Annotated in this window: 27 protein-coding genes, 2 tRNA genes and 2 rRNA genes (1 of these 31 only partly in view); 28 read left to right on the top strand and 3 right to left on the bottom strand. The window is 44.5% G+C overall.

All coding sequences use genetic code 11. From position 1 onward, the window contains the following. Positions 1 to 29 precede the first annotated feature (29 nt). The 22 genes from rplO to QR721_RS00905 all read left to right on the top strand — a co-directional run bounded on the left by rplO (position 30) and on the right by QR721_RS00905 (position 17,817). Positions 30 to 470 carry a 50S ribosomal protein L15 gene (gene rplO / locus QR721_RS00800; RefSeq protein ID WP_348028247.1) on the top strand — a complete coding sequence of 147 codons (441 nt, stop codon included), beginning with the start codon at positions 30 to 32 and terminating at the stop codon, positions 468 to 470. Continuing rightward, on the top strand, positions 470 to 1,759 hold the full coding sequence (gene secY / locus QR721_RS00805; protein ID WP_348028249.1) for a preprotein translocase subunit SecY: 1,290 nt from the start codon (positions 470 to 472) through the stop codon (positions 1,757 to 1,759). Before rplO ends, secY begins: the two co-directional genes overlap by 1 nt. Positions 1,760 to 1,792: 33 nt before the next feature. Then, entirely contained in the window at positions 1,793 to 2,437 is a 645-nt protein-coding gene (locus QR721_RS00810) for an adenylate kinase (RefSeq protein WP_348028251.1), read from the top strand. A gap of 317 nt (positions 2,438 to 2,754) precedes the next feature. Next, positions 2,755 to 2,973, top strand: coding sequence for a translation initiation factor IF-1 (infA, locus tag QR721_RS00815; RefSeq protein WP_348028253.1), 219 nt, complete (start codon positions 2,755 to 2,757; stop codon positions 2,971 to 2,973). A 31-nt stretch (positions 2,974 to 3,004) separates the two neighbouring features. Further along, entirely contained in the window at positions 3,005 to 3,118 is a 114-nt protein-coding gene (rpmJ, locus tag QR721_RS00820; RefSeq protein ID WP_010095733.1) for a 50S ribosomal protein L36, read from the top strand. Positions 3,119 to 3,207: 89 nt separating this feature from the next. Next, a complete protein-coding gene (rpsM, locus tag QR721_RS00825) occupies positions 3,208 to 3,573 on the top strand; it encodes a 30S ribosomal protein S13 (RefSeq protein WP_348028256.1) in 366 nt (121 codons plus the stop codon). 22 nt (positions 3,574 to 3,595) lie between these two features. Beyond that, complete coding sequence (gene rpsK / locus QR721_RS00830; protein WP_348028258.1) at positions 3,596 to 3,988, top strand: 30S ribosomal protein S11; 393 nt, start codon at positions 3,596 to 3,598, stop codon at positions 3,986 to 3,988. A gap of 225 nt (positions 3,989 to 4,213) precedes the next feature. Beyond that, positions 4,214 to 5,158 (top strand): DNA-directed RNA polymerase subunit alpha, encoded by a 945-nt coding sequence (locus QR721_RS00835; RefSeq protein WP_348028260.1) that lies wholly within the window; start codon positions 4,214 to 4,216, stop codon positions 5,156 to 5,158. A 49-nt stretch (positions 5,159 to 5,207) separates the two neighbouring features. Next, positions 5,208 to 5,561, top strand: coding sequence for a 50S ribosomal protein L17 (gene rplQ / locus QR721_RS00840; protein ID WP_348028262.1), 354 nt, complete (start codon positions 5,208 to 5,210; stop codon positions 5,559 to 5,561). A 147-nt stretch (positions 5,562 to 5,708) separates the two neighbouring features. After that, a complete protein-coding gene (locus QR721_RS00845) occupies positions 5,709 to 6,548 on the top strand; it encodes an energy-coupling factor ABC transporter ATP-binding protein (protein WP_348028264.1) in 840 nt (279 codons plus the stop codon). After that, positions 6,524 to 7,393 carry an energy-coupling factor ABC transporter ATP-binding protein gene (locus QR721_RS00850; RefSeq protein WP_348028266.1) on the top strand — a complete coding sequence of 290 codons (870 nt, stop codon included), beginning with the start codon at positions 6,524 to 6,526 and terminating at the stop codon, positions 7,391 to 7,393. The genes QR721_RS00845 and QR721_RS00850 overlap by 25 nt, the downstream gene beginning before the upstream one ends. Next, complete coding sequence (locus tag QR721_RS00855; RefSeq protein ID WP_348028268.1) at positions 7,390 to 8,190, top strand: energy-coupling factor transporter transmembrane component T family protein; 801 nt, start codon at positions 7,390 to 7,392, stop codon at positions 8,188 to 8,190. Before QR721_RS00850 ends, QR721_RS00855 begins: the two co-directional genes overlap by 4 nt. Positions 8,191 to 8,204: 14 nt before the next feature. Next, complete coding sequence (gene truA / locus QR721_RS00860) at positions 8,205 to 8,960, top strand: tRNA pseudouridine(38-40) synthase TruA (RefSeq protein WP_348028270.1); 756 nt, start codon at positions 8,205 to 8,207, stop codon at positions 8,958 to 8,960. A 170-nt stretch (positions 8,961 to 9,130) separates the two neighbouring features. Continuing rightward, positions 9,131 to 9,568: a 50S ribosomal protein L13 gene (gene rplM / locus QR721_RS00865; RefSeq protein WP_348028272.1), complete on the top strand. Its 438-nt coding sequence runs from the start codon at positions 9,131 to 9,133 to the stop codon at positions 9,566 to 9,568. 19 nt (positions 9,569 to 9,587) lie between these two features. Further along, the gene (gene rpsI, locus QR721_RS00870) at positions 9,588 to 9,980 is read left to right on the top strand and encodes a 30S ribosomal protein S9 (protein WP_348028274.1); all 393 of its coding nucleotides are present in this window, start codon (positions 9,588 to 9,590) and stop codon (positions 9,978 to 9,980) included. Positions 9,981 to 10,713: 733 nt separating this feature from the next. Beyond that, positions 10,714 to 11,952: an EAL and HDOD domain-containing protein gene (locus tag QR721_RS00875; protein WP_348028276.1), complete on the top strand. Its 1,239-nt coding sequence runs from the start codon at positions 10,714 to 10,716 to the stop codon at positions 11,950 to 11,952. A 161-nt stretch (positions 11,953 to 12,113) separates the two neighbouring features. Further along, positions 12,114 to 12,686 carry a helix-turn-helix domain-containing protein gene (locus QR721_RS00880; protein ID WP_348029756.1) on the top strand — a complete coding sequence of 191 codons (573 nt, stop codon included), beginning with the start codon at positions 12,114 to 12,116 and terminating at the stop codon, positions 12,684 to 12,686. 11 nt (positions 12,687 to 12,697) lie between these two features. Beyond that, on the top strand, positions 12,698 to 13,654 hold the full coding sequence (locus QR721_RS00885) for an LCP family protein (protein WP_348028278.1): 957 nt from the start codon (positions 12,698 to 12,700) through the stop codon (positions 13,652 to 13,654). 75 nt (positions 13,655 to 13,729) lie between these two features. After that, the gene (locus QR721_RS00890; protein WP_348028280.1) at positions 13,730 to 14,161 is read left to right on the top strand and encodes a nucleoside deaminase; all 432 of its coding nucleotides are present in this window, start codon (positions 13,730 to 13,732) and stop codon (positions 14,159 to 14,161) included. Positions 14,162 to 14,303: 142 nt separating this feature from the next. Next, positions 14,304 to 15,770 (top strand): MFS transporter, encoded by a 1,467-nt coding sequence (locus tag QR721_RS00895; RefSeq protein WP_348028282.1) that lies wholly within the window; start codon positions 14,304 to 14,306, stop codon positions 15,768 to 15,770. A gap of 107 nt (positions 15,771 to 15,877) precedes the next feature. After that, complete coding sequence (gene cwlD / locus QR721_RS00900; RefSeq protein WP_348028284.1) at positions 15,878 to 16,615, top strand: N-acetylmuramoyl-L-alanine amidase CwlD; 738 nt, start codon at positions 15,878 to 15,880, stop codon at positions 16,613 to 16,615. Positions 16,616 to 16,758: 143 nt separating this feature from the next. Continuing rightward, the gene (locus tag QR721_RS00905; protein WP_348028286.1) at positions 16,759 to 17,817 is read left to right on the top strand and encodes an Mrp/NBP35 family ATP-binding protein; all 1,059 of its coding nucleotides are present in this window, start codon (positions 16,759 to 16,761) and stop codon (positions 17,815 to 17,817) included. 51 nt (positions 17,818 to 17,868) lie between these two features. Here the strand turns inward: QR721_RS00905 and gerD are convergent, their stop codons facing one another. Beyond that, a complete protein-coding gene (gene gerD, locus QR721_RS00910) occupies positions 17,869 to 18,447 on the bottom strand; it encodes a spore germination lipoprotein GerD (RefSeq protein ID WP_348028288.1) in 579 nt (192 codons plus the stop codon). After that, on the bottom strand, positions 18,405 to 18,527 hold the full coding sequence (locus QR721_RS13870; RefSeq protein ID WP_431189508.1) for a zinc-finger domain-containing protein: 123 nt from the start codon (positions 18,525 to 18,527) through the stop codon (positions 18,405 to 18,407). The genes gerD and QR721_RS13870 overlap by 43 nt, the downstream gene beginning before the upstream one ends. 59 nt (positions 18,528 to 18,586) lie before the next feature. On the opposite strand from QR721_RS13870, the gene QR721_RS00915 reads away from it, so the two are divergent. After that, positions 18,587 to 19,228 carry a KinB-signaling pathway activation protein gene (locus tag QR721_RS00915; protein WP_348028290.1) on the top strand — a complete coding sequence of 214 codons (642 nt, stop codon included), beginning with the start codon at positions 18,587 to 18,589 and terminating at the stop codon, positions 19,226 to 19,228. Between the two features lie 39 nt (positions 19,229 to 19,267). Here QR721_RS00915 and pdaB read toward each other — a convergent pair whose 3' ends face one another. Next, a complete protein-coding gene (pdaB, locus tag QR721_RS00920) occupies positions 19,268 to 20,026 on the bottom strand; it encodes a polysaccharide deacetylase family sporulation protein PdaB (protein WP_348028292.1) in 759 nt (252 codons plus the stop codon). A gap of 216 nt (positions 20,027 to 20,242) precedes the next feature. Between pdaB and QR721_RS00925 the strand changes: the two genes are divergently transcribed. The 5 genes from QR721_RS00925 to QR721_RS00945 all read left to right on the top strand — a co-directional run. After that, positions 20,243 to 20,464, top strand: a complete 222-nt coding sequence (locus QR721_RS00925) for a hypothetical protein (protein ID WP_348028294.1) — start codon at positions 20,243 to 20,245, stop codon at positions 20,462 to 20,464. A gap of 358 nt (positions 20,465 to 20,822) precedes the next feature. After that, a 16S ribosomal RNA gene (locus QR721_RS00930) occupies positions 20,823 to 22,386 on the top strand. 105 nt (positions 22,387 to 22,491) lie between these two features. Further along, a tRNA-Ile gene (locus QR721_RS00935) sits at positions 22,492 to 22,568 on the top strand. 12 nt (positions 22,569 to 22,580) lie between these two features. Beyond that, a tRNA-Ala gene (locus QR721_RS00940) sits at positions 22,581 to 22,653 on the top strand. A gap of 66 nt (positions 22,654 to 22,719) precedes the next feature. Next, positions 22,720 to 22,934 (top strand): 23S ribosomal RNA (locus tag QR721_RS00945); it runs 2,698 nt beyond the window's last position. Together the 16S and 23S rRNA genes with 2 tRNA genes alongside form the textbook arrangement of a ribosomal RNA operon.

The following is a 22,934-nucleotide window of genomic DNA, read 5'->3' on the forward strand; positions in this document are numbered from 1 at the left end:
ATTTTACTAAACAAAGAGGAGGTGCTCGGATGAAACTACATGAATTGCATTCAGCAGAAGGCGCACGTAAAACTCGCAACCGTGTTGGACGTGGTACGTCTTCAGGTAACGGTAAAACTTCAGGTCGCGGTCATAAGGGTCAGAAAGCACGTTCTGGCGGTGGAGTACGCCCAGGATTTGAAGGTGGACAAATGCCTTTGTTCCAACGCTTGCCTAAACGCGGCTTCACTAACATTAACCGTAAAGACTATGCAATCGTTAACCTTGATACGTTGAACCGTTTCGAGGACGGTGCAGAAATTACACCAGAATTCCTAAAAGCTCAAGGCGTTGTAAAAGACCTTAAAGCTGGTTTGAAAATTCTTGGTCAAGGTTCTGTAGACAAGAAGTTCACAGTTAAAGCGAACAAATTCTCAGCTTCTGCTAAAGAGGCGATTGAAGCAGCGGGCGGTAAAACCGAGGTGATCTAATGTTCCGCACAATTGCGAATTTCATGCGGGTAAAAGACATCAGAAACAAGATTATATTTACTCTCTTGATGCTGATCGTTTTCCGCTTAGGTACCTATATTCCTGTTCCTTATACGAACAAGGAAGCAATTAACTTCATGAATCAGCAGAACGTATTTGGTTTCCTGAATACTTTCGGCGGTGGAGCTTTGAAGAATTTCTCCATCTTTGCGATGGGAATCATGCCTTACATCACAGCTTCGATTATCATGCAATTGCTTCAGATGGATGTAGTACCAAAATTCACGGAATGGAAGAAGCAAGGTGAAGTCGGGCGTAAAAAAATCGCCCAAATCACCCGCTATGCAACAATTGTCCTGGCGTTTATCCAGGCAATTGCTTTATCGATCGGGTTCAATACGATGGCTGGTGGTATGCTTATTAGCGATTCCAGTTGGAGCAAGCTTCTTATGATTGCAGTTGTCTTAACTGCAGGTACAGCTTTCCTAATGTGGGTCGGCGAGCAAATTACAGCAAACGGTGTTGGGAACGGGATTTCCATTATCATCTTTGCAGGTATTGTTGCAGCTATTCCAAACGGAGCGATGCAGCTCTACAGCCAGTATTTCACCAACCCGGGTGAGGATCTGTTTATCAATATTGTGATTGTGGCACTGATCGTACTTGTCATTATCGCTGTTACAGTTGGGGTCATCTTTATCCAGCAGGCACTAAGGAAGATTCCAATTCAGTATGCCAAGAAGGTTGTAAACCGCTCTCCAGTGGGCGGTCAATCTACTCACTTGCCACTGAAAGTGAATGCAGCTGGCGTTATTCCGGTTATCTTTGCGGTAGCCTTCATTATGGCTCCACGAACGGTTGCTGGATTCTTTAAAGGAGATGTCGCCAGCACGATAGAGCGTATTTTCGACTATACACAGCCGATTGGTATGGTACTGTATGTAGTGCTTATTATCGCGTTTACTTACTTCTACACATTTGTCCAGGTTAATCCTGAACAAATGGCGGAGAATCTGCAAAAACAAGGCGGCTATATTCCGGGCATCAGACCTGGTAAAAAGACAGAAACATATCTTACTACTGTCATCAATCGTCTGACTTTCGTAGGGGCGCTGTTCCTGGCGGCCGTTTCTGTATTGCCTATCTTGCTTGGCGGGCTTGCCAATTTACCGGAATCGGTACGTGTTGGCGGCACAAGCTTGCTCATCATCGTTGGGGTTGCGCTTCAGACAATGAAGCAGCTAGAAACTCAGCTGGTGAAAAGGCATTATAAAGGTTTTATCAGGTAGAGGTTTTGCTGCCGCGAAAGCGGGGAAAAATAGTTGAATTTGATTTTGATGGGTCTGCCTGGAGCCGGTAAAGGTACTCAGGCAGAAAAGATCAGTACAGAGTTTGGCATTCCGCATATTTCCACTGGCGATATGTTCCGCTTGGCGATCAAAGAGGAAACACCGCTTGGAAATAAGGCGAAAGGCTACATGGACAAAGGTGAACTTGTTCCAGATGAAGTCACAATTGGGATTGTGGAAGATCGCTTGAAGAAGGGTGACTGCGCTAAAGGGTTCTTGCTTGATGGCTTTCCGCGTACGATAGCACAGGCTGAGGCTTTGCAAACACTTCTTACAAATCTGAATAAGAACATTGATCATGTATTGCATATTGATGTGCCAGAGGAAAAACTAGTGGAGCGCCTGACCGGTCGTAGAGTTTGTCCAACATGCGGAGCGACCTACCACGTAATCTATAACCCTCCAAAGACTGAGGGCGTATGTGATCGTGATGGTTCGCAGTTGATTCAGCGAAAGGATGATTCGCCAGAAACGGTTAAGAACCGTCTTGCGGTCAATCTTGAGCAGATGCAACCGTTATTGGATTTTTACAAGGATAGAGGTTATCTGGAAACAATTGATGGAGATCGGGATATTAACGAAGTCTTTAAAGACGTTCGTAACCTGATCGAGAAGTAATCACTGCTTCCAATCATTGCCTCGGGGATGAAATTTCCCGTTAGAAAAGGTATAATGTTTGGGTGACTTTGATTTGTTTCTCCAGTTGCACCAGTTGCCTGATCCCGGATAAGCCCAAGTGAAGGCGATGTTCGTCTGATCGAAGCTGACTCAGTTCCTCAATCAGGTCAAATTGTTCGTAATCTGCCAATGCAACCATTGGCAAGGCCGGAACAGTTTTTCATGATACCGGTCGCATCAAAGCTGGGATATTGCTTTGGCAAAGGACCAGGGATTAAACGAGGTTGTGACTGATTTGATGAAGGGAGATCAACACATTGGCGAAAGATGATGTAATTGAAGTGGAAGGCACTGTTATTGACACATTGCCAAATGCAATGTTCAAGGTCGAGCTTGAGAATGGCCACACAGTGCTGGCACACGTTTCCGGTAAGATCCGCATGCACTTTATCCGGATCCTTCCTGGAGATAAAGTAACGGTTGAACTTTCTCCGTATGATTTGACAAAAGGGCGAATCACGTACCGTTATAAATAAGCGAGCTCCGATATAAAAGGAGGTAGGGACGATGAAAGTAAGAGCGTCTGTAAAACCTATTTGCGAAAAGTGCAAAGTGATTAAGCGCAAAGGCAAAGTAATGGTCATTTGCGAAAATCCAAAACACAAACAAAAACAGGGCTAAGCCTAGAGCACAAGCTTTTCTTATCCTGAATTTGTTCCATATAATCGGCTAGTGGCCGACCAAAAGATTAACAGGAGGTGCATCGATCAATGGCACGTATTGCTGGTATTGATATTCCACGTGACAAGCGCGTGGTCATTTCATTGACATACATTTACGGAATCGGCAAAAAGACATCCCAGGATATCCTTGCTGAGGCCGGCGTTTCAGAAGATACTCGTGTTCGCGACTTGACTGAAGACGAATTGGGACGCATCCGTAAAGTAATCGACCAATATACGACTGAAGGTGATCTTCGTCGTGAAGTATCCTTGAACATCAAGCGTCTGATTGAAATCGGAGCTTACAGAGGTGTTCGTCATCGCCGCGGTCTTCCGGTTCGTGGTCAGAAGACAAAGAATAACTCACGTACACGTAAAGGCCCACGTCGTACTATGGCTAACAAGAAGAAGTAAGTAAAGGAGGTAAGCTGAAGACATGGCTCAAAAAAAGGGAAATACACGCAAACGTCGCGTGAAAAAGAATATTGAGACTGGTGTTGCTCATATCCGTTCCACTTTCAACAACACGATCGTGACAATTACGGATACTCAAGGTAACGCTGTATCTTGGAGTTCTGCAGGTTCACTTGGCTTCAAAGGTTCCCGTAAGTCTACTCCGTTTGCTGCTCAGATGGCTGCTGAAACTGCTGCAAAAGGCGCAGTTGACAATGGCATGAAGACTTTGGAAGTAACAGTTAAAGGACCTGGTGCAGGTCGTGAAGCTGCAATCCGTTCACTTCAGGCTGTAGGTCTTGAAGTAACTGCGATTATTGATGTTACTCCAGTTCCTCACAACGGCTGCCGCCCGCCAAAACGTCGTCGCGTATAATTATACGTATAAAATTTGCCAACTATCCCCATACTGGGTGCAGAGGCTGAATGCTCAAGACATGGCGGGACTTCATTTATTCTGAGGACACCTTGTCTTGGCTTTCTGTTTGGCAAAGGCGTATGAAAAGAAGACTATAGAGCAGTAAAGCTAACTGCCTATTTGAGGAATTTCGGCCAGAATTTTTCTTGCCGGGGTTTCGACGTTTTAAAGGAGGGCTTTGGATTGATCGAAATTGAGAAACCTAAGATTGAAACGGTTGAGATCAGCGATGACGGTTCGTTTGGCCGCTTTGTCGTTGAACCGCTTGAGCGTGGATATGGTGCAACTCTAGGAAACTCCTTGCGTCGTATCCTGTTATCCTCACTACCAGGCGCTGCTGTCACATCTGTTCAGATAGATGGAGCACTTCACGAGTTTTCAACTGTGGACGGTGTAGTTGAAGACGTGACGACAATCATCTTGAATCTGAAAAAACTTGCATTGAAAATCTACTCCGACGAAGAGAAGGTGTTGGAGATTGACGCTCAAGGCGAGGGGCAAGTAACTGCTGCCGACCTGACATATGATAGTGATGTAGAAGTCCTCAACCCGGATCTTTTGCTTGCTACTTTGAATTCCAAAGGCAACCTTCATATGAAAATCACTGCTAAGCGCGGTCGTGGCTATCGTCCTGCTGACTTGAATAAGAAGGAAGATCAGCCGATCGGCGTCATCCCGATTGACTCCATTTTCACTCCTGTGTCTCGTGTGACTTATCAGGTAGAAAATACACGTGTCGGTCAAAGCGCCAACTTTGACAAGCTTACTTTTGAAGTTTCAACTGATGGAAGTATCCGTCCAGAAGAAGCTGTCTCTTTGGGAGCAAAGATCTTTACTGAGCATCTGAATATCTTTGTTGGGCTTACGGATGAAGCGCAAAACGCAGAAATCATGGTAGAAAAGGAAGAAGATCAGAAAGAGAAAGTGATGGAAATGACCATCGAAGAGCTTGATCTTTCCGTTCGTTCCTATAACTGCCTGAAGCGTGCCGGAATCAATTCGGTACAGGAACTTGCGAACAAGTCTGAAGATGACATGATGAAAGTCCGCAACCTCGGACGCAAGTCTCTTGAAGAAGTGAAACAGAAGCTTGAAGAGCTTGGGTTGGGTTTGCGCAACGACGACTGATTGAGTTTCAGACTACAATATAGATTATTGGAGAAGGAGGGAATACCCCATGGCTAGAAAACTAGGTCGTACTACAGATCACCGCATGGCTTTGCTTCGTAACCTTGCTTCGGATCTAATTATCCACGAGCGTGTTGAAACAACACTTGCGAAGGCAAAGGAATTGCGCTCTGTCTCTGAAAAAATGATCACTCTTGGCAAGCGTGGAGACCTTCACGCACGTCGTCAAGCTGCGGCATTTTTGTACAATCAGGCAGCGAACGAGAATGAGAACGTTGTTCAAAAACTTTTTGATGACGTTGCAAAACGCTACGAAGAGCGCCAAGGTGGATACACTCGTATCCTTAAATTGGGTCAGCGTCGTGGTGACGGTGCAGAAATGGCAATCATCGAGCTTGTTTAATGATTCCATGCATCAAAGGGCAGGACTGAATCTCTTCTTTCGCAAGAGGTGCATCCCGGCCCTTTTTTTGCATCTGCATATTTTTTGAAAACGCCGTTAGTAGGCAGACAATGCTTCTTTTGAAGAGCTGGGGGAGGTTGAGCAGAGATGAGCAAGACGATCGCAGAGTTCCGTAATGTTTCCTTCAGATACGACGAGGAACAGCCTTGGGTATTGAAGAACGTTTCCTTTACGATCAGAGAGAATGAGTGGGTAGCCATCATTGGTCATAATGGTTCTGGTAAGTCTACAATCGCTAAGCTGATGAACGGACTTCTCTTTCCGGAAGAAGGAGAGATCTTCATAGACGGATTGGCAGTAAATGAAGAAACCGTATGGGATGTTCGAAGAAATGTCGGTATGGTATTTCAGAATCCAGATAATCAATTTGTTGGTACAACGGTACAAGATGATGTGGCGTTTGGTATGGAGAATCGCGGTTTTCCGAGAGAGCAGATGATTCAGCGCATTAAAGAGACGCTGCATGCTGTCAGGATGGACAAGTATTTGCTGACTGAACCTCATAGGCTATCTGGAGGACAGAAGCAGCGCGTAGCCATTGCTAGTGTTTTGGCAATTTCTCCGCAAATTCTTATACTCGACGAGGCTACAGCTATGTTGGATCCAAAAGGAAGAAAGGAAATCATGGAGACGGTTTCCGAAGTGCAGAGAACTCAGGAGCTTTCCTTGATTACAATTACACATGATTTACACGAAGTTGTTCAGGCAGAACGTGTAATTGTCATGAATGAAGGCCAAATCTGGAAAGAAGGCACACCACGAGAGATTTTCCTGGAGAAAGAGGCACTCCGGCAAATCGGTCTTGACGTGCCATTTGTGACGTTGTTGGCAAATGAATTAAATAAGCACGGTTTACAAATTGCTGATGAACCGCTGAATCACGAGGAGCTATTGGAGGACTTATGGACATTGCATTCAAAGATGTAAGCTATATTTATCAGCGCAATACGCCATTTGAACACCGGGCCCTCGACAAATTAAGCTTTGAAGTACCCTCTGGCTCTTTTCTTGCAGTTATTGGGCATACGGGTTCAGGAAAATCGACACTTATTCAGCATTTGAATGGTCTTGTGCAACCAACTGAGGGAGAAGTGCGGATTGGCGACTTTGTGTTAAAGGCTGGACAGAAGAATAAGGATTTGAAAAGGCTTCGTAGCAAGGTTGGAGTTGTTTTTCAATACCCGGAACACCAGCTTTTTGAAGAGACAATTGCGAAAGATATCGCTTTTGGGCCGACAAATTTTGGTGTGGAGCAAGAGGAAATCGAAAGGCGTACCAAGGAGATCCTTCCGGCAGTCGGGTTATCCGAGAAGTATTTGGAACGCTCGCCGTTTGATTTGAGTGGGGGTCAAATGCGCCGTGTTGCAATTGCAGGCGTTTTGGCTTCTAAACCGCGCGTGCTCGTACTTGATGAGCCAACAGCAGGTCTGGACCCTCGTGGTCAGAAAGAAATCATGGACATGTTCTATGATCTCCATGTGCGTGAAGGTCTTACTACTGTACTGGTTACTCACAGTATGGAAGACGCGGTTAAGTATGCTGATGAAGTACTGATTATGAGTGGTGGGAAAAAGTACTTGCAAGGAAAACCGGAGGAAGTTTTTGCACAGAAAGAACGGCTTAATGCTGTACAGCTTGATGTCCCGGAGATGGTGCAGTTCCTTAATGAACTAAAAACAAGAACAGGTATAGATCTGCCATTCCACAAACAGGATATTACTGAACTCGCCGCTGAAATTGCCGCCAAGATCGGGAAGGGGGCGAGTGAATGAGCAGCTCTTTAATAATTGGTCAGTATGTGCCGGGTACTTCATTAGTTCACAGAATGGATCCGCGCACGAAGATAACTGTCATTTTCTTCTTTGTCTTTCTCGTATTCTTTGCGAATAATGTGCTTAGCTATGGAGTACTCCTCGTTTTTGCTCTTTTAAGCGCATTTATTACCCGGATTCCTGTTCGCTTTATTGCGAAGGGTCTAAAGCCGATATGGTTTCTGATCGCCTTCACCTTCATTTTACATCTTATCGTAACAAAGGAAGGGGCTGTATTGGCGGAATTCTGGAAGTTTAAATTGTATTCCGGAGCACTCATTCAAGGGGTGGCTATTTCTGTTCGCTTTTTCCTGCTTATCCTTATGACATCTTTGCTTACGTTAACGACAACACCGATTGAAATTACAGATGCGATGGAAGACATGCTTGCTCCGTTGAAGAAAATACGATTCCCGGTTCATGAGCTTGCGCTTATGATGTCTATCTCTCTTCGATTTATCCCGACTCTTACTCAGGAAACGGATAAAATTTCGAAAGCACAGGCTGCACGCGGGGTGGATTTCCGTACAGGAAAGCTAAAGGATCGAATTCAAGCTGTAATTCCATTGCTTGTTCCACTCTTTGTCAGTGCATTCAAGCGAGCGGAAGAACTTGCGATGGCAATGGAAGCCCGTGGCTACAGAGGCGGCGAAGGTAGAACGAAGTTGCGTGAACTGAAAATGACCGGACGCGATTACACTGTTCTTACTTTCTTCATCATCGTAGTGGCAGGCCTGTTTCTGACACGGACGTATTAGAAGGTGGTGGCATAATGCCAAGAATTAAATGTTTGCTAAGCTATGACGGTACAAATTATGCCGGCTTTCAGTTTCAGCCGAATCAGCGTACTGTTCAAGGGGAGATAGAGAAGGCGCTGACGACATTCCATAAAGGTACATGGACACGTATCCATGCATCAGGCAGGACAGATGCAGGGGTTCATGCACGTGGTCAGGTCTTTCATTTTGATACGGCATTCAACGTGCCGGATGAGAACTGGAAACGCGCCTTGAATACATTGTTGCCCGATGATCTCCATATTCAACACGCAGAGCATGTTTCAGAGGACTTCCATGCTCGCTATAGCGCAGTTGAGAAGGAATACCACTACTTTATCAGAACGGGCATATATGATGTGTTTAAGCGTAATTATACCCATCACATAGCTTATCCACTCGATCTTGGAGCGGTGCGTGAAGCTTGCGGCAGACTTCTTGGAACGCATGATTTCACTACTTTCTCATCAGCGAAGTCGACTGCAAAAGGTTCCTGTGTGCGTACCTTGCATGAAGTCTCCTTCTTAGAACAGGGTGATACTTTAGAATTCATTTTCCGTGGTAATGGATTCTTGTATAATATGGTTCGCATTATTATCGGTGTTCTGCTTGATATTGGAAAGGGTAAATTTGAACCCGGCATTATCGATGAAATGCTGGAGAAAAAAGACCGCCAGATTCACAGAAAAACGGCTCCGCCACAAGGCTTACACCTGTGGAAGGTCAGCTATCCAGATAATCTTTTGAAATAGCATTTTTCCTTTAAAAAAAGCTGGCGAAAGCTTGACTTGTATTGCTTTTTCCTTTAAGATTATTATTGGCATTTTATTTCTAAACCATGATTAGCCCCGGAATCTAATTATGTTGAAGATATAGAAATAACGGACTCAAGAAAAATTGAGATTGATGGAGGATATTACTCATGCGTACAACTTTCATGGCAAATGAGCAAAACATTGAACGCAAATGGCTCGTAATCGATGCCAAAGGCCAGCGTCTTGGACGTTTGGCGAGCGAAGTTGCTGCGATTCTTCGCGGCAAGAACAAGCCGACATACACACCGCATTGCGATACTGGCGACAACGTCATCATTATCAATGCTGGTGAAATCGAACTTACAGGTAACAAGCTTTCTGATAAGCTTTACCGCCATCACACTGGTCATCCAGGCGGTTTGAAAGAGCGCACTGCTGAAGACTTGCGTTCTAAGAACCCTGAGCGTATGATCGAGCTTGCTGTAAAAGGCATGCTTCCAAAAGGTCCTCTTGGCCGCAAAATGGGCAAGAAGTTGTTTGTTTACAGAGGCGCAGATCACAAGCATGAAGCACAAAAACCAGAAGTTTACGAACTTCGCGGTTAATTAAAAGGAGGCAATTCCATTGGCACAAGTACAATACTACGGCACAGGCCGTCGCAAAACATCTACTGCTCGTGTACGTTTGGTACCAGGCAGCGGCCAAATCCTTATTAATGGCCGCGAAGCAAAGAACTATTTCCCGTATGACACTCAACTGCTTATCTTGAATCAGCCGCTTGCTGCGACTGAAACAGAAGGCACTTACGACGTTCTCGTTAACGTTCATGGCGGTGGTCTTACAGGTCAGGCTGGCGCAATTCGCCACGGCATCGCTCGTGCATTGCTTAAAGCAGATCCTGAATACCGTGCAGCATTGAAGCGTGAAGGTTACCTTACTCGTGACGCTCGTATGGTTGAGCGTAAGAAGTACGGTCTTAAAGGCGCACGTCGTGCACCACAGTTCTCAAAACGCTAATTCAACTTTTCAAGACTCTTTCCACTTGTTGGAAAGAGTCTTTTTACTTTTCTTTTTTATTTGCAGCATGAAGCTTGGAGAAGTGTTGGAATGGGATACTTTTTGTGTTCATCACACTCATTTATTTTCATGCTTAGGTTGTAACTACAGAGGCGTTTATTTCTAAGCCTTTTTTACTCAACGATTTTAGCTATAAACGTACCTGATGTGATAACAGATTACTCTTCTTACGAACTTCTGCAAAACTATCTCCAAATGAAAAAATGAATATTTCTTTGTATTAAGAGCGAGATAGTTATAAGCAATACCTACAGTTATCTTAGGTGGTTTAGAATGCATATAATATCAGCTTATTTTAACAGGCTATAATACTGTACTGGTTATAGTAATCAATAGACCAAGATTTTATAAAATTGTTGAAAAGGGTAAAGACAAATGAGTCGATTGTGATTTCTTATGTTTTAGTTAGTAAGGCTACTTTATTAAAATGAAAACATACTACGGTGCTGAAGAGTCTGCATATATTTCGTCGTATTTGATGTTTTAGATATAAAACGAATTTGTCGTTTATCGTTTTTTATTATGAAAATCAGAGTAATTGGCTGATTTTGGTCTGAAAGTCATGGTATAATGACTGGAGATGCATAAAGACGGAATGAAAAATAAGCAAATAGGCACTGCAAAAAAACGCGCCGTGGCTTTATGGAAATGAACTTTAAGTGGGGTTGGGAAAATGCCGAATATGAATATTTTTGTAGGGCGTCAGCCAATCCTTAACCGGAGAGGCGATATCTACGCATATGAATTGCTCTATCGGAACAGTGAACAGAATACATTCCCTGATGTAGACCCGGAAAGGGCGACACTTGGTGTACTTGTTAATACCTTCCTTTCAATAGGTGTGGATCAGGTCGTAAATCACAGGCTATCATTTATTAATTTTCCACAAGGTCTTTTGGAGAAGAGTCTGTTCACAAAGCTAGATCCCAACCAAGTCGTTATTGAAATATTGGAAGATGTAGAATTTACGCCCCTTGTCATTTCTCGTATTGCTGCTTTTAGAGAAGCGGGTTTTAAGGTTGCGCTTGATGACTATATTCTTCAAAAAAAACATATGAAGTATGCTACAGAGCTTTTCAGCCTTATCAATTTCATAAAAGTTGACTATCTTAATTCGAGTGTTATGGAAAGACGGCGTGTTGAGTCACTTAAAGAAAGATTTCCGCATATTGCTCTATTAGCGGAAAAAGTCGAGACAGAAGAAGATTTTGAAGATGCTAAGGCTCGTGGGTATACACTTTTCCAAGGTTATTTTTTCGCAAAGCCGGAAATTGTCAAAAGCCGCGAAATTCCTTCTAATATTGCTTTGCATTTCCATGTGATCCAGCAGCTGAATTCATCAGATGCGAATATAGATAGGATCTCCGGATTAATTGAGCATGATGTTTCTCTATCCTATAAATTTCTTCGTTATATCAATTCTTTAGCATTCGAGATTCCGAACAAAGTAGCCTCTATTCGTCAGGCAATTATGCTAATGGGAATTGATGAAGCAAGAAAGTGGATGCAAGTACTTGTCCTTTATGATATGGGTCAAGGAGCGGGTAATGGACGAAACAGAGCACTAGTCGATTATTCGCTGTCACGAGCCAAGTTTTGCGAGTTGGTAGCAAAAGATAAAGGGAAGAAAAACTCCGATGAGTACTTCCTTACTGGTATGTTTTCACTTATTGATGCGATCATGAGGACAAGACTGGAAGATATTCTTGCCTTGCTTCCGCTTTCTGATGAGGTGACACGGACTCTTAACGGTGAGCATACTGAGATTTTTGACTACCTTGAACTGGCCAAAGCCATGGAGGTGCTTGACTTGGATAGGGTGAAAGAGTATGCCCGGAAGATCGGCATCTCTATAGATGATCTGAGTGAGCATTCCAAGAGAGCACAGCGTTGGATGTCCCAATTTGATTAAGTTTCAAAAAACTCCCTTATCTACTGACCAAGTCTGTAGATAAGGGAGTTTTTTGTTGCAGCGAGTGTTGACAACTTGTCAACAAATGTCTATACTTGCGGAGTGAATTTTTGATTTGAAGTTAACGGAACAAGCTTGAGAATTAGGTGGGGAAATAATTGATGGATGCTGGGAAGAAAATCGGGCAGTTATTACATGAACGCGGTATGTCCATGCGTTCACTTGCACGCCGGAGTGGAATCGATGCGGCAACCATTTCGCGGCTTGTAAAAGGTGAGCGCCGTCCGACACTTCATCATCTTAAGGAAATAGCAGCTTGTTTTGATATTCCAGTTCGTTTCTTTGTTGAAGAAGAAGAGCAGTCGCTGTCCTTTAGTGAAGAGGTTAGCCACTTGTTGCCGGACGGCCATGTTTCCATGGAGACAGTTGAGCATTACCTGAAAGTCTGTCAAAAGGGGGCGGCAACAGTGGAAGGCAGACACAAAGTTATGTCAGAATTCCTGCCAAAGCTTGAGCAGATTGCAGGTCAGGGCTCCTTCATCAACAGGTTAAAGCTTTTCTACCAGCGCTTTTCTGATCGAAAAGGAACGAAGCAAGAGCTAGTATTGATGGGCGGTGTCTTACTCTACTTCATTATGCCATATGATGCGATACCAGATTACCTTTTCCCAATTGGGTATTTGGATGATGCATTGGCAGCCCAGCTTGTTGCAAGAAAACTTTCTGATGAATAAGGTGATTAAACATGATATCAAGAAAAGAACGTGAACGCAGCAAGAGAAAGGGAAAAGGTTTTAAAAGATTTTTTCTATTGTTGATTTTGATCGTTGTTGCCGGTGCAGTTATATTCGGCTTTATGGAATATCGCAAAGGGCTTAAAGAAGCGGGCGATGGCAGTTATAAGAATGACGGTGAGCAATTTGGTGAGTTTGACGGTGAAACACCAAAGTCTGGGGAAATTAAAATTCTCATGATCGGAAATGATGCTCGTCAAAAAGATGGCGGTCACGGAAGATCTGACACGATGATGATCGGGTATTACAATCAAAAGACGAATGAAACAAAACTCGTATCCCTAATGCGTGATCTCTATGTAGATATTCCTGGTCATGGAAAGCAGAAACTCAATGCGGCTTTCAGTATAGGCGGTCCTGAACTTGTCCGTCAGACAATCAAGGAGAACTTCGGTGTTGATATCAATTACTATGCTGTTGTCGACTTTGCCGGTTTTCCGAAGCTAATTGATTTGCTCGCACCCGAGGGTATTAAGGTGAATATTCCTGAAACGATGTCTTACGGCATTGGTATGACATTACATCCGGGTGAGCAAACGCTGAATGGCAAGGAGACACTCGCTTACGTACGTTTCCGTCATGATGCACAGAGTGATTTTGGCCGTGTGAAAAGGCAGCAGGAAGTACTTGAAAAGGTGAAAGAGCAAGCGCTTCGTGCACAGACTATTGTCAAATTGCCAAAGCTGCTTGGTCTCACAGACCCTTATGTAGATACGAATATTAGTAATGGCACATTGTTCTCAATTGGAAAAGGCATGCTGTTGCACAATTCCAAAGGTGTAGAGACGATGAGCTTACCAGTAGCTGGATCGTACTCTGATTTACGTACAGATGTCGGTTTGGTATTGAACGCGGATATTCAACAAAACAGTCAGGCTTTGCAACAGTTCCTTTCAGGTAGTAAATAGACCCTCTGGTGCTGGCACTTTCCAAGTATCTGTTGTATGGTATGGGGAAATGCAACTTGATCAGGGGGAATAAAAATGGAGCATACTAAATTTCTTCGCCAGGCAATAGAGCTGGCACTTGCGAATACAGATGAGAGCGGAGCACAGCCGTTCGGATCCGTCATTGTAAGGGATGGGGAAGTGATCGCAACCGGTGTCAATGAAATTGCAGCTCACAATGATCCGACAGCTCATGCTGAGATTCAGGCAATACGTAAAGCATGTGAGAAGTTGGAGCAACCTGAGCTTTCCGGTTGTGTGCTATATGCGAGCAGCCGACCATGCCCACTATGTGTAGAAGCAATCGGGTGGGCGAACTTAGATGCAGTCTACTACGCGGCTTCGTTTGAAGAAGCAGGGGAAGCGGGATTTGAACCGTCTGCAGATTGGCAGCGGCCGTTTGAGCGTATCGATATGAATGGTATGCAGCTCGAACCATTCCGTAAATGGGACGCTGTGAAAAATTAAATATATCTGTTATTAACCGTTGAGCAGTCTGTTCCGAATGAGGAGCTGGCTGCTTTTTGCACGTTTAAATAGTTTGTTTTCCGGGAATTAGAACTCATCGGCAGGCACATGCTAAAAATGTGTGAGATAAGAAGGAGGAATTATGAAAGACAATATAGACAACACCCAGATCGACACAAATGGAATTGAAAAGGAAGACATCACTGTTGTTGACCCGCAAATGGCACGTAAGGCGGTCTTTGCGGCCGGCGTTGGGAATGCAATGGAATGGTTTGATTTCGGTATTTATTCGTATCTTGCTGTAACAATGGGCAAAGTGTTTTTCCCCAATATGACAGGTACATCTCAACTTGTCTATACATTTGCCACGTTCGCAATAGCTTTCCTCGTCCGTCCTTTTGGCGGCATGTTCTTCGGTATGCTTGGAGACCGTCTTGGGAGAAAGAAGGTACTCTCCATCACTCTTATTATCATGGCATTAGCTACATTAAGTATCGGCTTGATTCCGAGCTATGATTCAATTGGTGTGACGGCGACTGTCTTACTCCTCATCGCCCGGCTTGTACAGGGGTTTTCCACTGGCGGTGAATATTCGGGTGCGATGACCTTTATTGCGGAATCCACTGCTGATAAGAAACGAGGCTTCATGTCAAGTGGTCTAGAAGTCGGTACGCTTGTCGGCTATATTGCAGGAGCAGGACTTGTAACATTGCTAACATTTATTATAGGTGATGAAAAGATGCTTGCCTGGGGTTGGCGTATTCCTTTCCTGATTGCTGCACCAATTGGATTTATCGGTCTTTATCTGCGTGCACATTTGGAAGAAACACCGGCATTTAAAGCAATGGAAGAGGAGCAGGCTGAGGAACGCGATCATGTATCAATGAAAGATATTTTTCTATATCATCGTAAATCGTTGCTGATCGCTGTCGCAATTGTCATGTTCTACAACATTGTTTATTATATGGTTCTATCCTATATGCCATCCCATTTGAGCGCTGTACTTGGCTATGGTGATACGAAGGGACTTCTGCTTATTCTTATTGTGATGTTCATTATGATCCCAATCGTACTGGCAATGGGGTATTTCAGTGACCGGATCGGTATTAAGAGAATTCTCATTGCTGCACTGATTGGCCTGCTCGTATTGTCAATACCAGCGTTCAAGCTAATTGGCAACGGGAACAATCTGCTTGTTTTTAGTGGTCTAATGATTCTTGCTGTCCTGCTCGCGGCTTTCCAGGGGACGATGCCATCTCTCTTGCCGTCATTATTCTTCACAGATGTTCGTTATGGAAGTCTAGCCATCACGTATAACATATCAGCATCTCTCTTTGGCGGTACAACACCTCTTATCATTTCATGGCTAATTAAAGAGACATCGAATCGGACAATGCCAGCGTTTTATATGATGGCTGCCTGTCTGATTGGTATTATTGTTGTTGCTTTATTCGTCGAAGAAACATCAGGAAAAGCATTGCGAGGTTCTCCGCCAGCTGTAGAGGGTAAATCCGAAGTACATGAAGCGTACAAGGAATCCAAAGATGAAATCTGGTGGGAGGAAGAAAAGCAGGAAATTGAAAGAAAGATGGAAGAATCACCACAGTGAAGGAGTAATCTCCTCACTGTTACATATCCGATTCGTTTATATTAAAGGTCATAATCATTCTCGCTCCGCCATAAAGTATGGCAAGGCATGTTAAAGGGGCGAGTGTGATGATGAAAGCGAGACAAATGATTCTATGGGGGTTGGGCCTGCTTACGCTCGCTTTCCTGATTCAATATCCAATCCAGAAGACAGATACAACATGGAAGTCATGGTCGTTGCCTTTATCAGGCAAGACAATTGTTATCGATCCTGGACATGGTGGATTTGATGGGGGAGCGGTCGGAAGGGACAAGACTGAGGAGAAAGAGATTTCTTTGCTGATTTCAAAACGACTCCAGGATTATCTCCAGCAGGCAGGTGCGCTTGTTTTTATGACGAGAGAAACGGATAAAGACCTTGCGACAGATCAGAAAAAGCGAATCGCAAGCCGAAAGTCTGAAGATATCCGTAACAGGCTCAAAATGATTCATGGGAAGAAGGCGGACTTTTTCGTTACTGTTCATTTGAATGCTTTACCGGATGGTCAATGGAAGGGTGCACAATCCTTCTACTATCCGAGCTTTGATGAGAATCAATTGCTAGCGACTTTTATACAAGATGAAATTAAGAGAAATCTTGAAAATACAAATCGGCAGGCACTCGGTATACAAGGTATTTACTTACTGAAACATGCTAAAGTTCCAGGTGCACTTGTAGAAGTCGGGTTTCTTTCTAATTCCGAAGAACTGCAAATGTTGAAGAGCGAGAAGTATCAGGAACAGATGGCGGGAAGCATCTATAACGGGATTCTTCGCTATGTGACAGAAAAAGATGAGGCAAAGCAAAAGAGTACAGATGCGAACTGATGCTCTATAAGCGCTTAAGCCTGCAATTTTACTGAATTATGTTATACTTCCCGTATGGAGAAGCTTCCGAATTTTGGCATTCAGGAGATGTATTTCCTGAATGCTTTCTGCTGGATACAGATCAAAGAGGACGGTGTATACTATTGCTGACAAAAGATGAAGTAATCGAATTGCTCAACCCTGTAAAGGACCCGCATCTTCATGTTACTTTGAAAGAAACAGGCGGGATAGAAGAAGTAAAGATTAAGGAAGAAAAACAGCATGTCAGTGTGAAGATTGGGATTGCAAAACCAAATACTGCTGAGCAAATGCAATTACAGAATGAACTGGTGGAAATTCTGAAAAAGAGCGGAGCTTCTACAGTTGGTCTTCGTTTCTCTCAACTTCCGGATTTCATTATCAATAAATTTGCTGGTGAAACAGAAAAAGAGGAACCGAAAACACTGCTTAATTCCCCGAATCCACCGAAGTTCATCGCTGTAGCGAGCGGAAAAGGCGGGGTCGGAAAATCTACAGTTACGGTTAACCTCGCTATCGCTCTTGCAAGGCTAGGACGCAAAGTTGGAATAATCGATGCAGATATTTATGGATTTAGTGTTCCCGATATGATGGGGATAGACAAGCGTCCTTCGGTTGAAGGCAATAAAATTCATCCGGTTGAGCGCTTTGGTGTTAAAGTCATTTCAATGGGCTTCTTCGTAGAGGACAATTCACCAATCATTTGGCGCGGCCCGATGCTTGGCAAAATGTTCAACAGTTTCTTCAAGGAGGTCGACTGGGGAGAGCTTGACTACTTACTTCTCGACTTGCCGCCTGGAACTGGGGATATGGCGATGAATGTTCAGGAAACATTGCCATCTTGTAAGGAAATCATTGTAACGACACCACACCCAACAGCAGCATTCGTTGCTTCTCGTGCTGGCCAGATGGCAATTAAGGCTAGACATGAGATTCTTGGCGTCATTGAGAATATGTCCTACTATGACAGCAAAAAAACAGGTGAGCGCGAATATATCTTTGGAAAAGGTGGAGGGGACAAGCTTGCCGAAACTTTGGACACAGTTGTAGTCGGTCGCCTTCCGATTGAACAGCCGTATGATAATGAGGACGAATTTGCGCCATCTGTTTATCAGGAAGATCATCCTTTGGGGATTGCTTATAAGGAGATTGCCGCAGAAATAGCGGATCATCTTGAAGAGTAATTAACGAAATGCCCGGCCTTATATAAAGGCCGGGCATTTTCCTGTCTACTCTTACTTTGACTTTTTCTCTTCCTTGGCCTTTTCCTCATCCGCCTTCTTGGCGGCCTCAACCATCATGTCCTGCAGCTTCTTCTCTAAGGCAGGTGTCTCAAATGTTTCCTTCATCGTATTGCTAAGATGCTCGCGGAATGGCTGACTTGTCATGACACGTAGCATCTGTTCCTGCATTTTTTCATTTTGAAGGAGTCCTAGCATTTGTTTTTGATATTCAGGATCATTCATAAGTGCTTTCATCAGCTTCTTCTGCTCTTCTGCCATTGACTTGGCGAATGCATCTTTGAAATCATTGTCTTGAAAAAGGGTCTTCCACATTTCTTTTCCCTTTTCGGAAGTGAGTGTGTCGGTTATCGTTTGTTTTGTTTCTTTAGAGTTGATAACGAGCTGTTCTTTCAGCTTTTTATCATTCATTACCTCAGTAAGGGTTTTCTTCCCTTCGTCTGTTTGCAGAATGTCGACGACCATTTTCTTAGTTGATTCATAAGAAGCATCGTGCCTGCTCTCTGGTTCCCCGCTGCATGCAGTAAGTGTCAGACAGAGCAAAAGGAACAGCAAAAAGGATATGCGCCGCATTGTCCCTCCTCCTTCCTAATCTTAATATGGAGAAAACGTTTGCAAAATATGCTGTAGAGAACAGAAAAATCAGCTTCCACATGTTAGAATGGTTACATATGCAATATATTTCAAAAATTTGAAAGCAGGTGTTGGAGGAATGACGAGCCGCAAATTGGTTGGCCTTTTTTTTAAGACTTTGCTGTTTGGCGGTATAGCTGGTTTGCTATCGAGCTTTTTTATCGAATGGGAGCGGTATGCTGCTGTAATGAATCCGTTTGATTTTATGGAGATTCTTGGTCTTTTGCTATTTTTCACTGGCCTGGGTCTCGTATTCAGTGCAGTCAGCCAGACTGGTTTTTTCGCTTACCTATTCATCAATCAGTTCGGCCTCGGCATCTTTCGTTCATATTGGAAAACGGTGCAAATTGTATTGATAGCCTTTGTTGTATTTGATTTGGTCTATTTTCCTTATCAGGAGGCAAAGGGAAGCATACCACTTTATATGTTCATCCTTATGTCGGCTTCCATTTTGGTATATGGTCTAATTGTGGCGAAGATTAAAGCACAACAGACAAATCAAACTGCTTTTATCCCTGCACTTTTTCTAATGGTTGTCATGACTGCATTGGAATGGGTTCCTGGATTGCGTGTGAGCGGTTATGAGTATGCTTTGTTAATGATTATTCCGCTGCTTGTCTGTAATACATATCAGCTGCTTATCCTGCACAAGCTCTCACAGATCGGTGAAGCAAAGGGGAAAGTTGATAAAACTCCAGCGAAGAAAGCTGTCAGGGTATAACAAAAGGGACCTGTTCGGATGAGAACGGGTCCCTTTTGTTTAATCAACCAATGCAGATTTAGCCTCTGCTTGCCGGATCATTTCACTAATGACAATAAGACGCAACCCTTTATTTTTAAGCCCGGGAAGTATTGTATTCAGAGCATCTGCCGTTTGACGGGCTGAGTCTGAGGCGTGAAGGAGCACAATATCGCCGTTTGAAGTCTTACTCATCACTTCATCAATAAGTACATCGGTGCCAGGGTTCTTCCAGTCGTTCGGATTCAAGCTCCAGTGGACGACAGTAAAGCCCATATCTTCAGCAAGTTTGATGATTTCCTTGTTAAAGTGTCCGTTAGGGGGACGAAGAAGAGTGATGTTCTCGAGATTCAGCTTTGCAAAAGTTTCCTTTGCTTTGTTTAGGTCAGCCCGTACTTCGTCTATTTCTTGTTCGAGATAGCTCTTGTAGCTATAACCCATCATGCCAAGTTCATGTTTTTCATCCAGAATCCGTTTAACTGTATCGGGATGGCGCTCGGCCCATTCACCACTTATAAAGAAGGTGGCTTGTACATTTTTTTCTTTTAGTTTATCAAGAATGTCATCTGCACGCTTCTCTCCCCAACTAATATTAAATGTCAGTGCTGCAGCTTTTTCCGATTTGTTTCCTTTTGCTAATGCAGCCGGAGTCTGGTTCAAGAACACTGAAAAGCTCCCACCTTGTCCGAACCAGAGAAATGTTGCTGCACACATTGAGAAAAGCATGACTGCGATCCAGCGCTTCCATCTTTTCCAGTGCCAAACATAGAAATGCCCCAAGAGTATCCTCCTCTTCAACAAAAATTAAATAATACCCATTTGCATTTATATGAAAGTCGTTACTTTTCTATGAGGAAGAAGATTATTTTTCAAAAAAAGGGATAAAGGAGAGTGAGGAGCGGGTATATTAAACATGCAGCCGATCCAAAGATGTGCTGCTACGCCGGATAGGTTGCATCAGTTATACGTCCGGACATCTGGATGAGGTGATAAGAAATGCTAGGCCTGCTTGTGAATGAAACGGAACAGAAAGAACTTGAATATATACTGAAGCGTGAATTGGAAGAGCTTCTTCTTGATCTTGAAGATCCCCGAATTGACAATCTCGTTAAAGAGTCGATGAAAGAGAGATACAAAGGAATTTTTCAGTTGCTTCGCAGAGTAGCCAGCAGCGATGAGTGTTTGAAATACATGCCGAGAAAACAGCAGAGTAAGTGAAGACATATAAGTGGAATGAGCGGTTCAGAGGGATGCAGATATTCGGCATGCCTTTTTTCCTTTTTTGAAAAAAAGCAAGAAAGCTATTGACCAAGCTTTTTATACATGGTATATTATTTTTCGTTGCCGATGCGGCAGGTTGAATCAATCAGGTTCACAAAAACAATTTGAAAAAGTTGTTGACTCCGAAACGGAAACATGATAATATAAATCTTGTCGAAAAAACGACAAACTTGCTAACGCAAGTCGAATTGATCTTTGAAAACTGAACAAACAACCATTTATGTCAGTAAGAAACGGTATAACCGTTTAAGTTTTACTAGCTAAGACATCATCTCCGGATGATGTGAAACAAACTTTTTTGGAGAGTTTGATCTTGGCTCAGGACGAACGCTGGCGGCGTGCCTAATACATGCAAGTCGAGCGCGGGAAGCAGGCAGATCCCTTCGGGGTGACGCTTGTGGAACGAGCGGCGGACGGGTGAGTAACACGTGGGCAACCTGCCTGCAGGATCGGGATAACTCCGGGAAACCGGAGCTAATACCGGATAATACTTTCTTCTTCATGGAGGAAAGATGAAAGACGGTTTCGGCTGTCACCTGCAGATGGGCCCGCGGCGCATTAGCTAGTTGGTGAGGTAACGGCTCACCAAGGCAACGATGCGTAGCCGACCTGAGAGGGTGATCGGCCACACTGGGACTGAGACACGGCCCAGACTCCTACGGGAGGCAGCAGTAGGGAATCTTCCGCAATGGACGAAAGTCTGACGGAGCAACGCCGCGTGAGTGATGAAGGTTTTCGGATCGTAAAACTCTGTTGTAAGGGAAGAACAAGTACGATAGTAACTGATCGTACCTTGACGGTACCTTACCAGAAAGCCACGGCTAACTACGTGCCAGCAGCCGCGGTAATACGTAGGTGGCAAGCGTTGTCCGGAATTATTGGGCGTAAAGCGCGCGCAGGCGGTCCTTTAAGTCTGATGTGAAATCTTGCGGCTCAACCGTAAGCGGTCATTGGAAACTGGAGGACTTGAGTGCAGAAGAGGAGAGTGGAATTCCACGTGTAGCGGTGAAATGCGTAGAGATGTGGAGGAACACCAGTGGCGAAGGCGACTCTCTGGTCTGTAACTGACGCTGAGGCGCGAAAGCGTGGGGAGCGAACAGGATTAGATACCCTGGTAGTCCACGCCGTAAACGATGAGTGCTAGGTGTTAGGGGGTTTCCGCCCCTTAGTGCTGAAGTTAACGCATTAAGCACTCCGCCTGGGGAGTACGGCCGCAAGGCTGAAACTCAAAAGAATTGACGGGGGCCCGCACAAGCGGTGGAGCATGTGGTTTAATTCGAAGCAACGCGAAGAACCTTACCAGGTCTTGACATCCTCTGACAACGGTAGAGATACCGCTTTCCCTTCGGGGACAGAGTGACAGGTGGTGCATGGTTGTCGTCAGCTCGTGTCGTGAGATGTTGGGTTAAGTCCCGCAACGAGCGCAACCCTTGATCTTAGTTGCCAGCATTAAGTTGGGCACTCTAAGGTGACTGCCGGTGACAAACCGGAGGAAGGTGGGGATGACGTCAAATCATCATGCCCCTTATGACCTGGGCTACACACGTGCTACAATGGATGGTACAAAGGGCAGCGAAGCCGCGAGGTGAAGCAAATCCCATAAAACCATTCCCAGTTCGGATTGTAGGCTGCAACTCGCCTACATGAAGCAGGAATCGCTAGTAATCGCGGATCAGCATGCCGCGGTGAATACGTTCCCGGGCCTTGTACACACCGCCCGTCACACCACGAGAGTCGGCAACACCCGAAGTCGGTGAGGCAACCCTTACGGGAGCCAGCCGCCGAAGGTGGGGCCAATGATTGGGGTGAAGTCGTAACAAGGTAGCCGTATCGGAAGGTGCGGCTGGATCACCTCCTTTCTAAGGATATGAAGTTCAAGCTTCTTCGGGAGCTGGACGGATTCGGAAGACATAAACAGGTTGTTTGTTCAGTTTTGAGAGATCAACTCTCAATTTTATAAGGATGGGCCTGTAGCTCAGCTGGTTAGAGCGCACGCCTGATAAGCGTGAGGTCGGTGGTTCGAGTCCACTCAGGCCCACCATCCATATATTACGGGGCCTTAGCTCAGCTGGGAGAGCGCCTGCCTTGCACGCAGGAGGTCAGCGGTTCGATCCCGCTAGGCTCCATTTTTGTTCCTTGAAAACTAAATAAGAGCAAAACAAGACATCAAAACGTTTTAACGCGTCAAACTTAGTTAAGTGAATAAGGGCGCACGGTGGATGCCTTGGCACTAGGAGCCGAAGAAGGACGGGACTAACGCCGATATGCCTCGGGGAGCTGTAAGTAAGCATTGATCCGAGGATTTCCGAATGGGGAAACCCACTGTTCGTAATGGAGCAGTACGTTCATCTGAATACATAGGATGATCGAGGCAGACCCGGGGAACTGAAACATCTAAGTACCCGGA

Origin of the sequence: Aciduricibacillus chroicocephali, assembly GCF_030762805.1 — a bacterium.
Classification (GTDB): domain Bacteria; phylum Bacillota; class Bacilli; order Bacillales; family Amphibacillaceae; genus Aciduricibacillus; species Aciduricibacillus chroicocephali.

What these genes read in the sequence shown, in the direction of transcription:
- rplM (WP_348028272.1), top strand. Translation starts at nt 9,131, where the DNA reads ATGCGTACAACTTTCATGGCAAATGAGCAAAACATTGAACGCAAATGG.
- QR721_RS00915 (WP_348028290.1), top strand. Translation starts at nt 18,587, where the DNA reads ATGACGAGCCGCAAATTGGTTGGCCTTTTTTTTAAGACTTTGCTGTTT.
- QR721_RS00885 (WP_348028278.1), top strand. Translation starts at nt 12,698, where the DNA reads ATGATATCAAGAAAAGAACGTGAACGCAGCAAGAGAAAGGGAAAAGGT.
- secY (WP_348028249.1), top strand. Translation starts at nt 470, where the DNA reads ATGTTCCGCACAATTGCGAATTTCATGCGGGTAAAAGACATCAGAAAC.
- QR721_RS00890 (WP_348028280.1), top strand. Translation starts at nt 13,730, where the DNA reads ATGGAGCATACTAAATTTCTTCGCCAGGCAATAGAGCTGGCACTTGCG.
- QR721_RS00895 (WP_348028282.1), top strand. Translation starts at nt 14,304, where the DNA reads ATGAAAGACAATATAGACAACACCCAGATCGACACAAATGGAATTGAA.
- QR721_RS00845 (WP_348028264.1), top strand. Translation starts at nt 5,709, where the DNA reads ATGAGCAAGACGATCGCAGAGTTCCGTAATGTTTCCTTCAGATACGAC.
- QR721_RS00880 (WP_348029756.1), top strand. Translation starts at nt 12,114, where the DNA reads ATGGATGCTGGGAAGAAAATCGGGCAGTTATTACATGAACGCGGTATG.
- rpsK (WP_348028258.1), top strand. Translation starts at nt 3,596, where the DNA reads ATGGCTCAAAAAAAGGGAAATACACGCAAACGTCGCGTGAAAAAGAAT.
- QR721_RS00855 (WP_348028268.1), top strand. Translation starts at nt 7,390, where the DNA reads ATGAGCAGCTCTTTAATAATTGGTCAGTATGTGCCGGGTACTTCATTA.
- QR721_RS00925 (WP_348028294.1), top strand. Translation starts at nt 20,243, where the DNA reads ATGCTAGGCCTGCTTGTGAATGAAACGGAACAGAAAGAACTTGAATAT.
- truA (WP_348028270.1), top strand. Translation starts at nt 8,205, where the DNA reads ATGCCAAGAATTAAATGTTTGCTAAGCTATGACGGTACAAATTATGCC.
- rplO (WP_348028247.1), top strand. Translation starts at nt 30, where the DNA reads ATGAAACTACATGAATTGCATTCAGCAGAAGGCGCACGTAAAACTCGC.
- rplQ (WP_348028262.1), top strand. Translation starts at nt 5,208, where the DNA reads ATGGCTAGAAAACTAGGTCGTACTACAGATCACCGCATGGCTTTGCTT.
- cwlD (WP_348028284.1), top strand. Translation starts at nt 15,878, where the DNA reads ATGATGAAAGCGAGACAAATGATTCTATGGGGGTTGGGCCTGCTTACG.
- QR721_RS00875 (WP_348028276.1), top strand. Translation starts at nt 10,714, where the DNA reads ATGCCGAATATGAATATTTTTGTAGGGCGTCAGCCAATCCTTAACCGG.
- gerD (WP_348028288.1), bottom strand. Translation starts at nt 18,447, where the DNA reads ATGCGGCGCATATCCTTTTTGCTGTTCCTTTTGCTCTGTCTGACACTT.
- QR721_RS00850 (WP_348028266.1), top strand. Translation starts at nt 6,524, where the DNA reads ATGGACATTGCATTCAAAGATGTAAGCTATATTTATCAGCGCAATACG.
- rpsM (WP_348028256.1), top strand. Translation starts at nt 3,208, where the DNA reads ATGGCACGTATTGCTGGTATTGATATTCCACGTGACAAGCGCGTGGTC.
- rpmJ (WP_010095733.1), top strand. Translation starts at nt 3,005, where the DNA reads ATGAAAGTAAGAGCGTCTGTAAAACCTATTTGCGAAAAGTGCAAAGTG.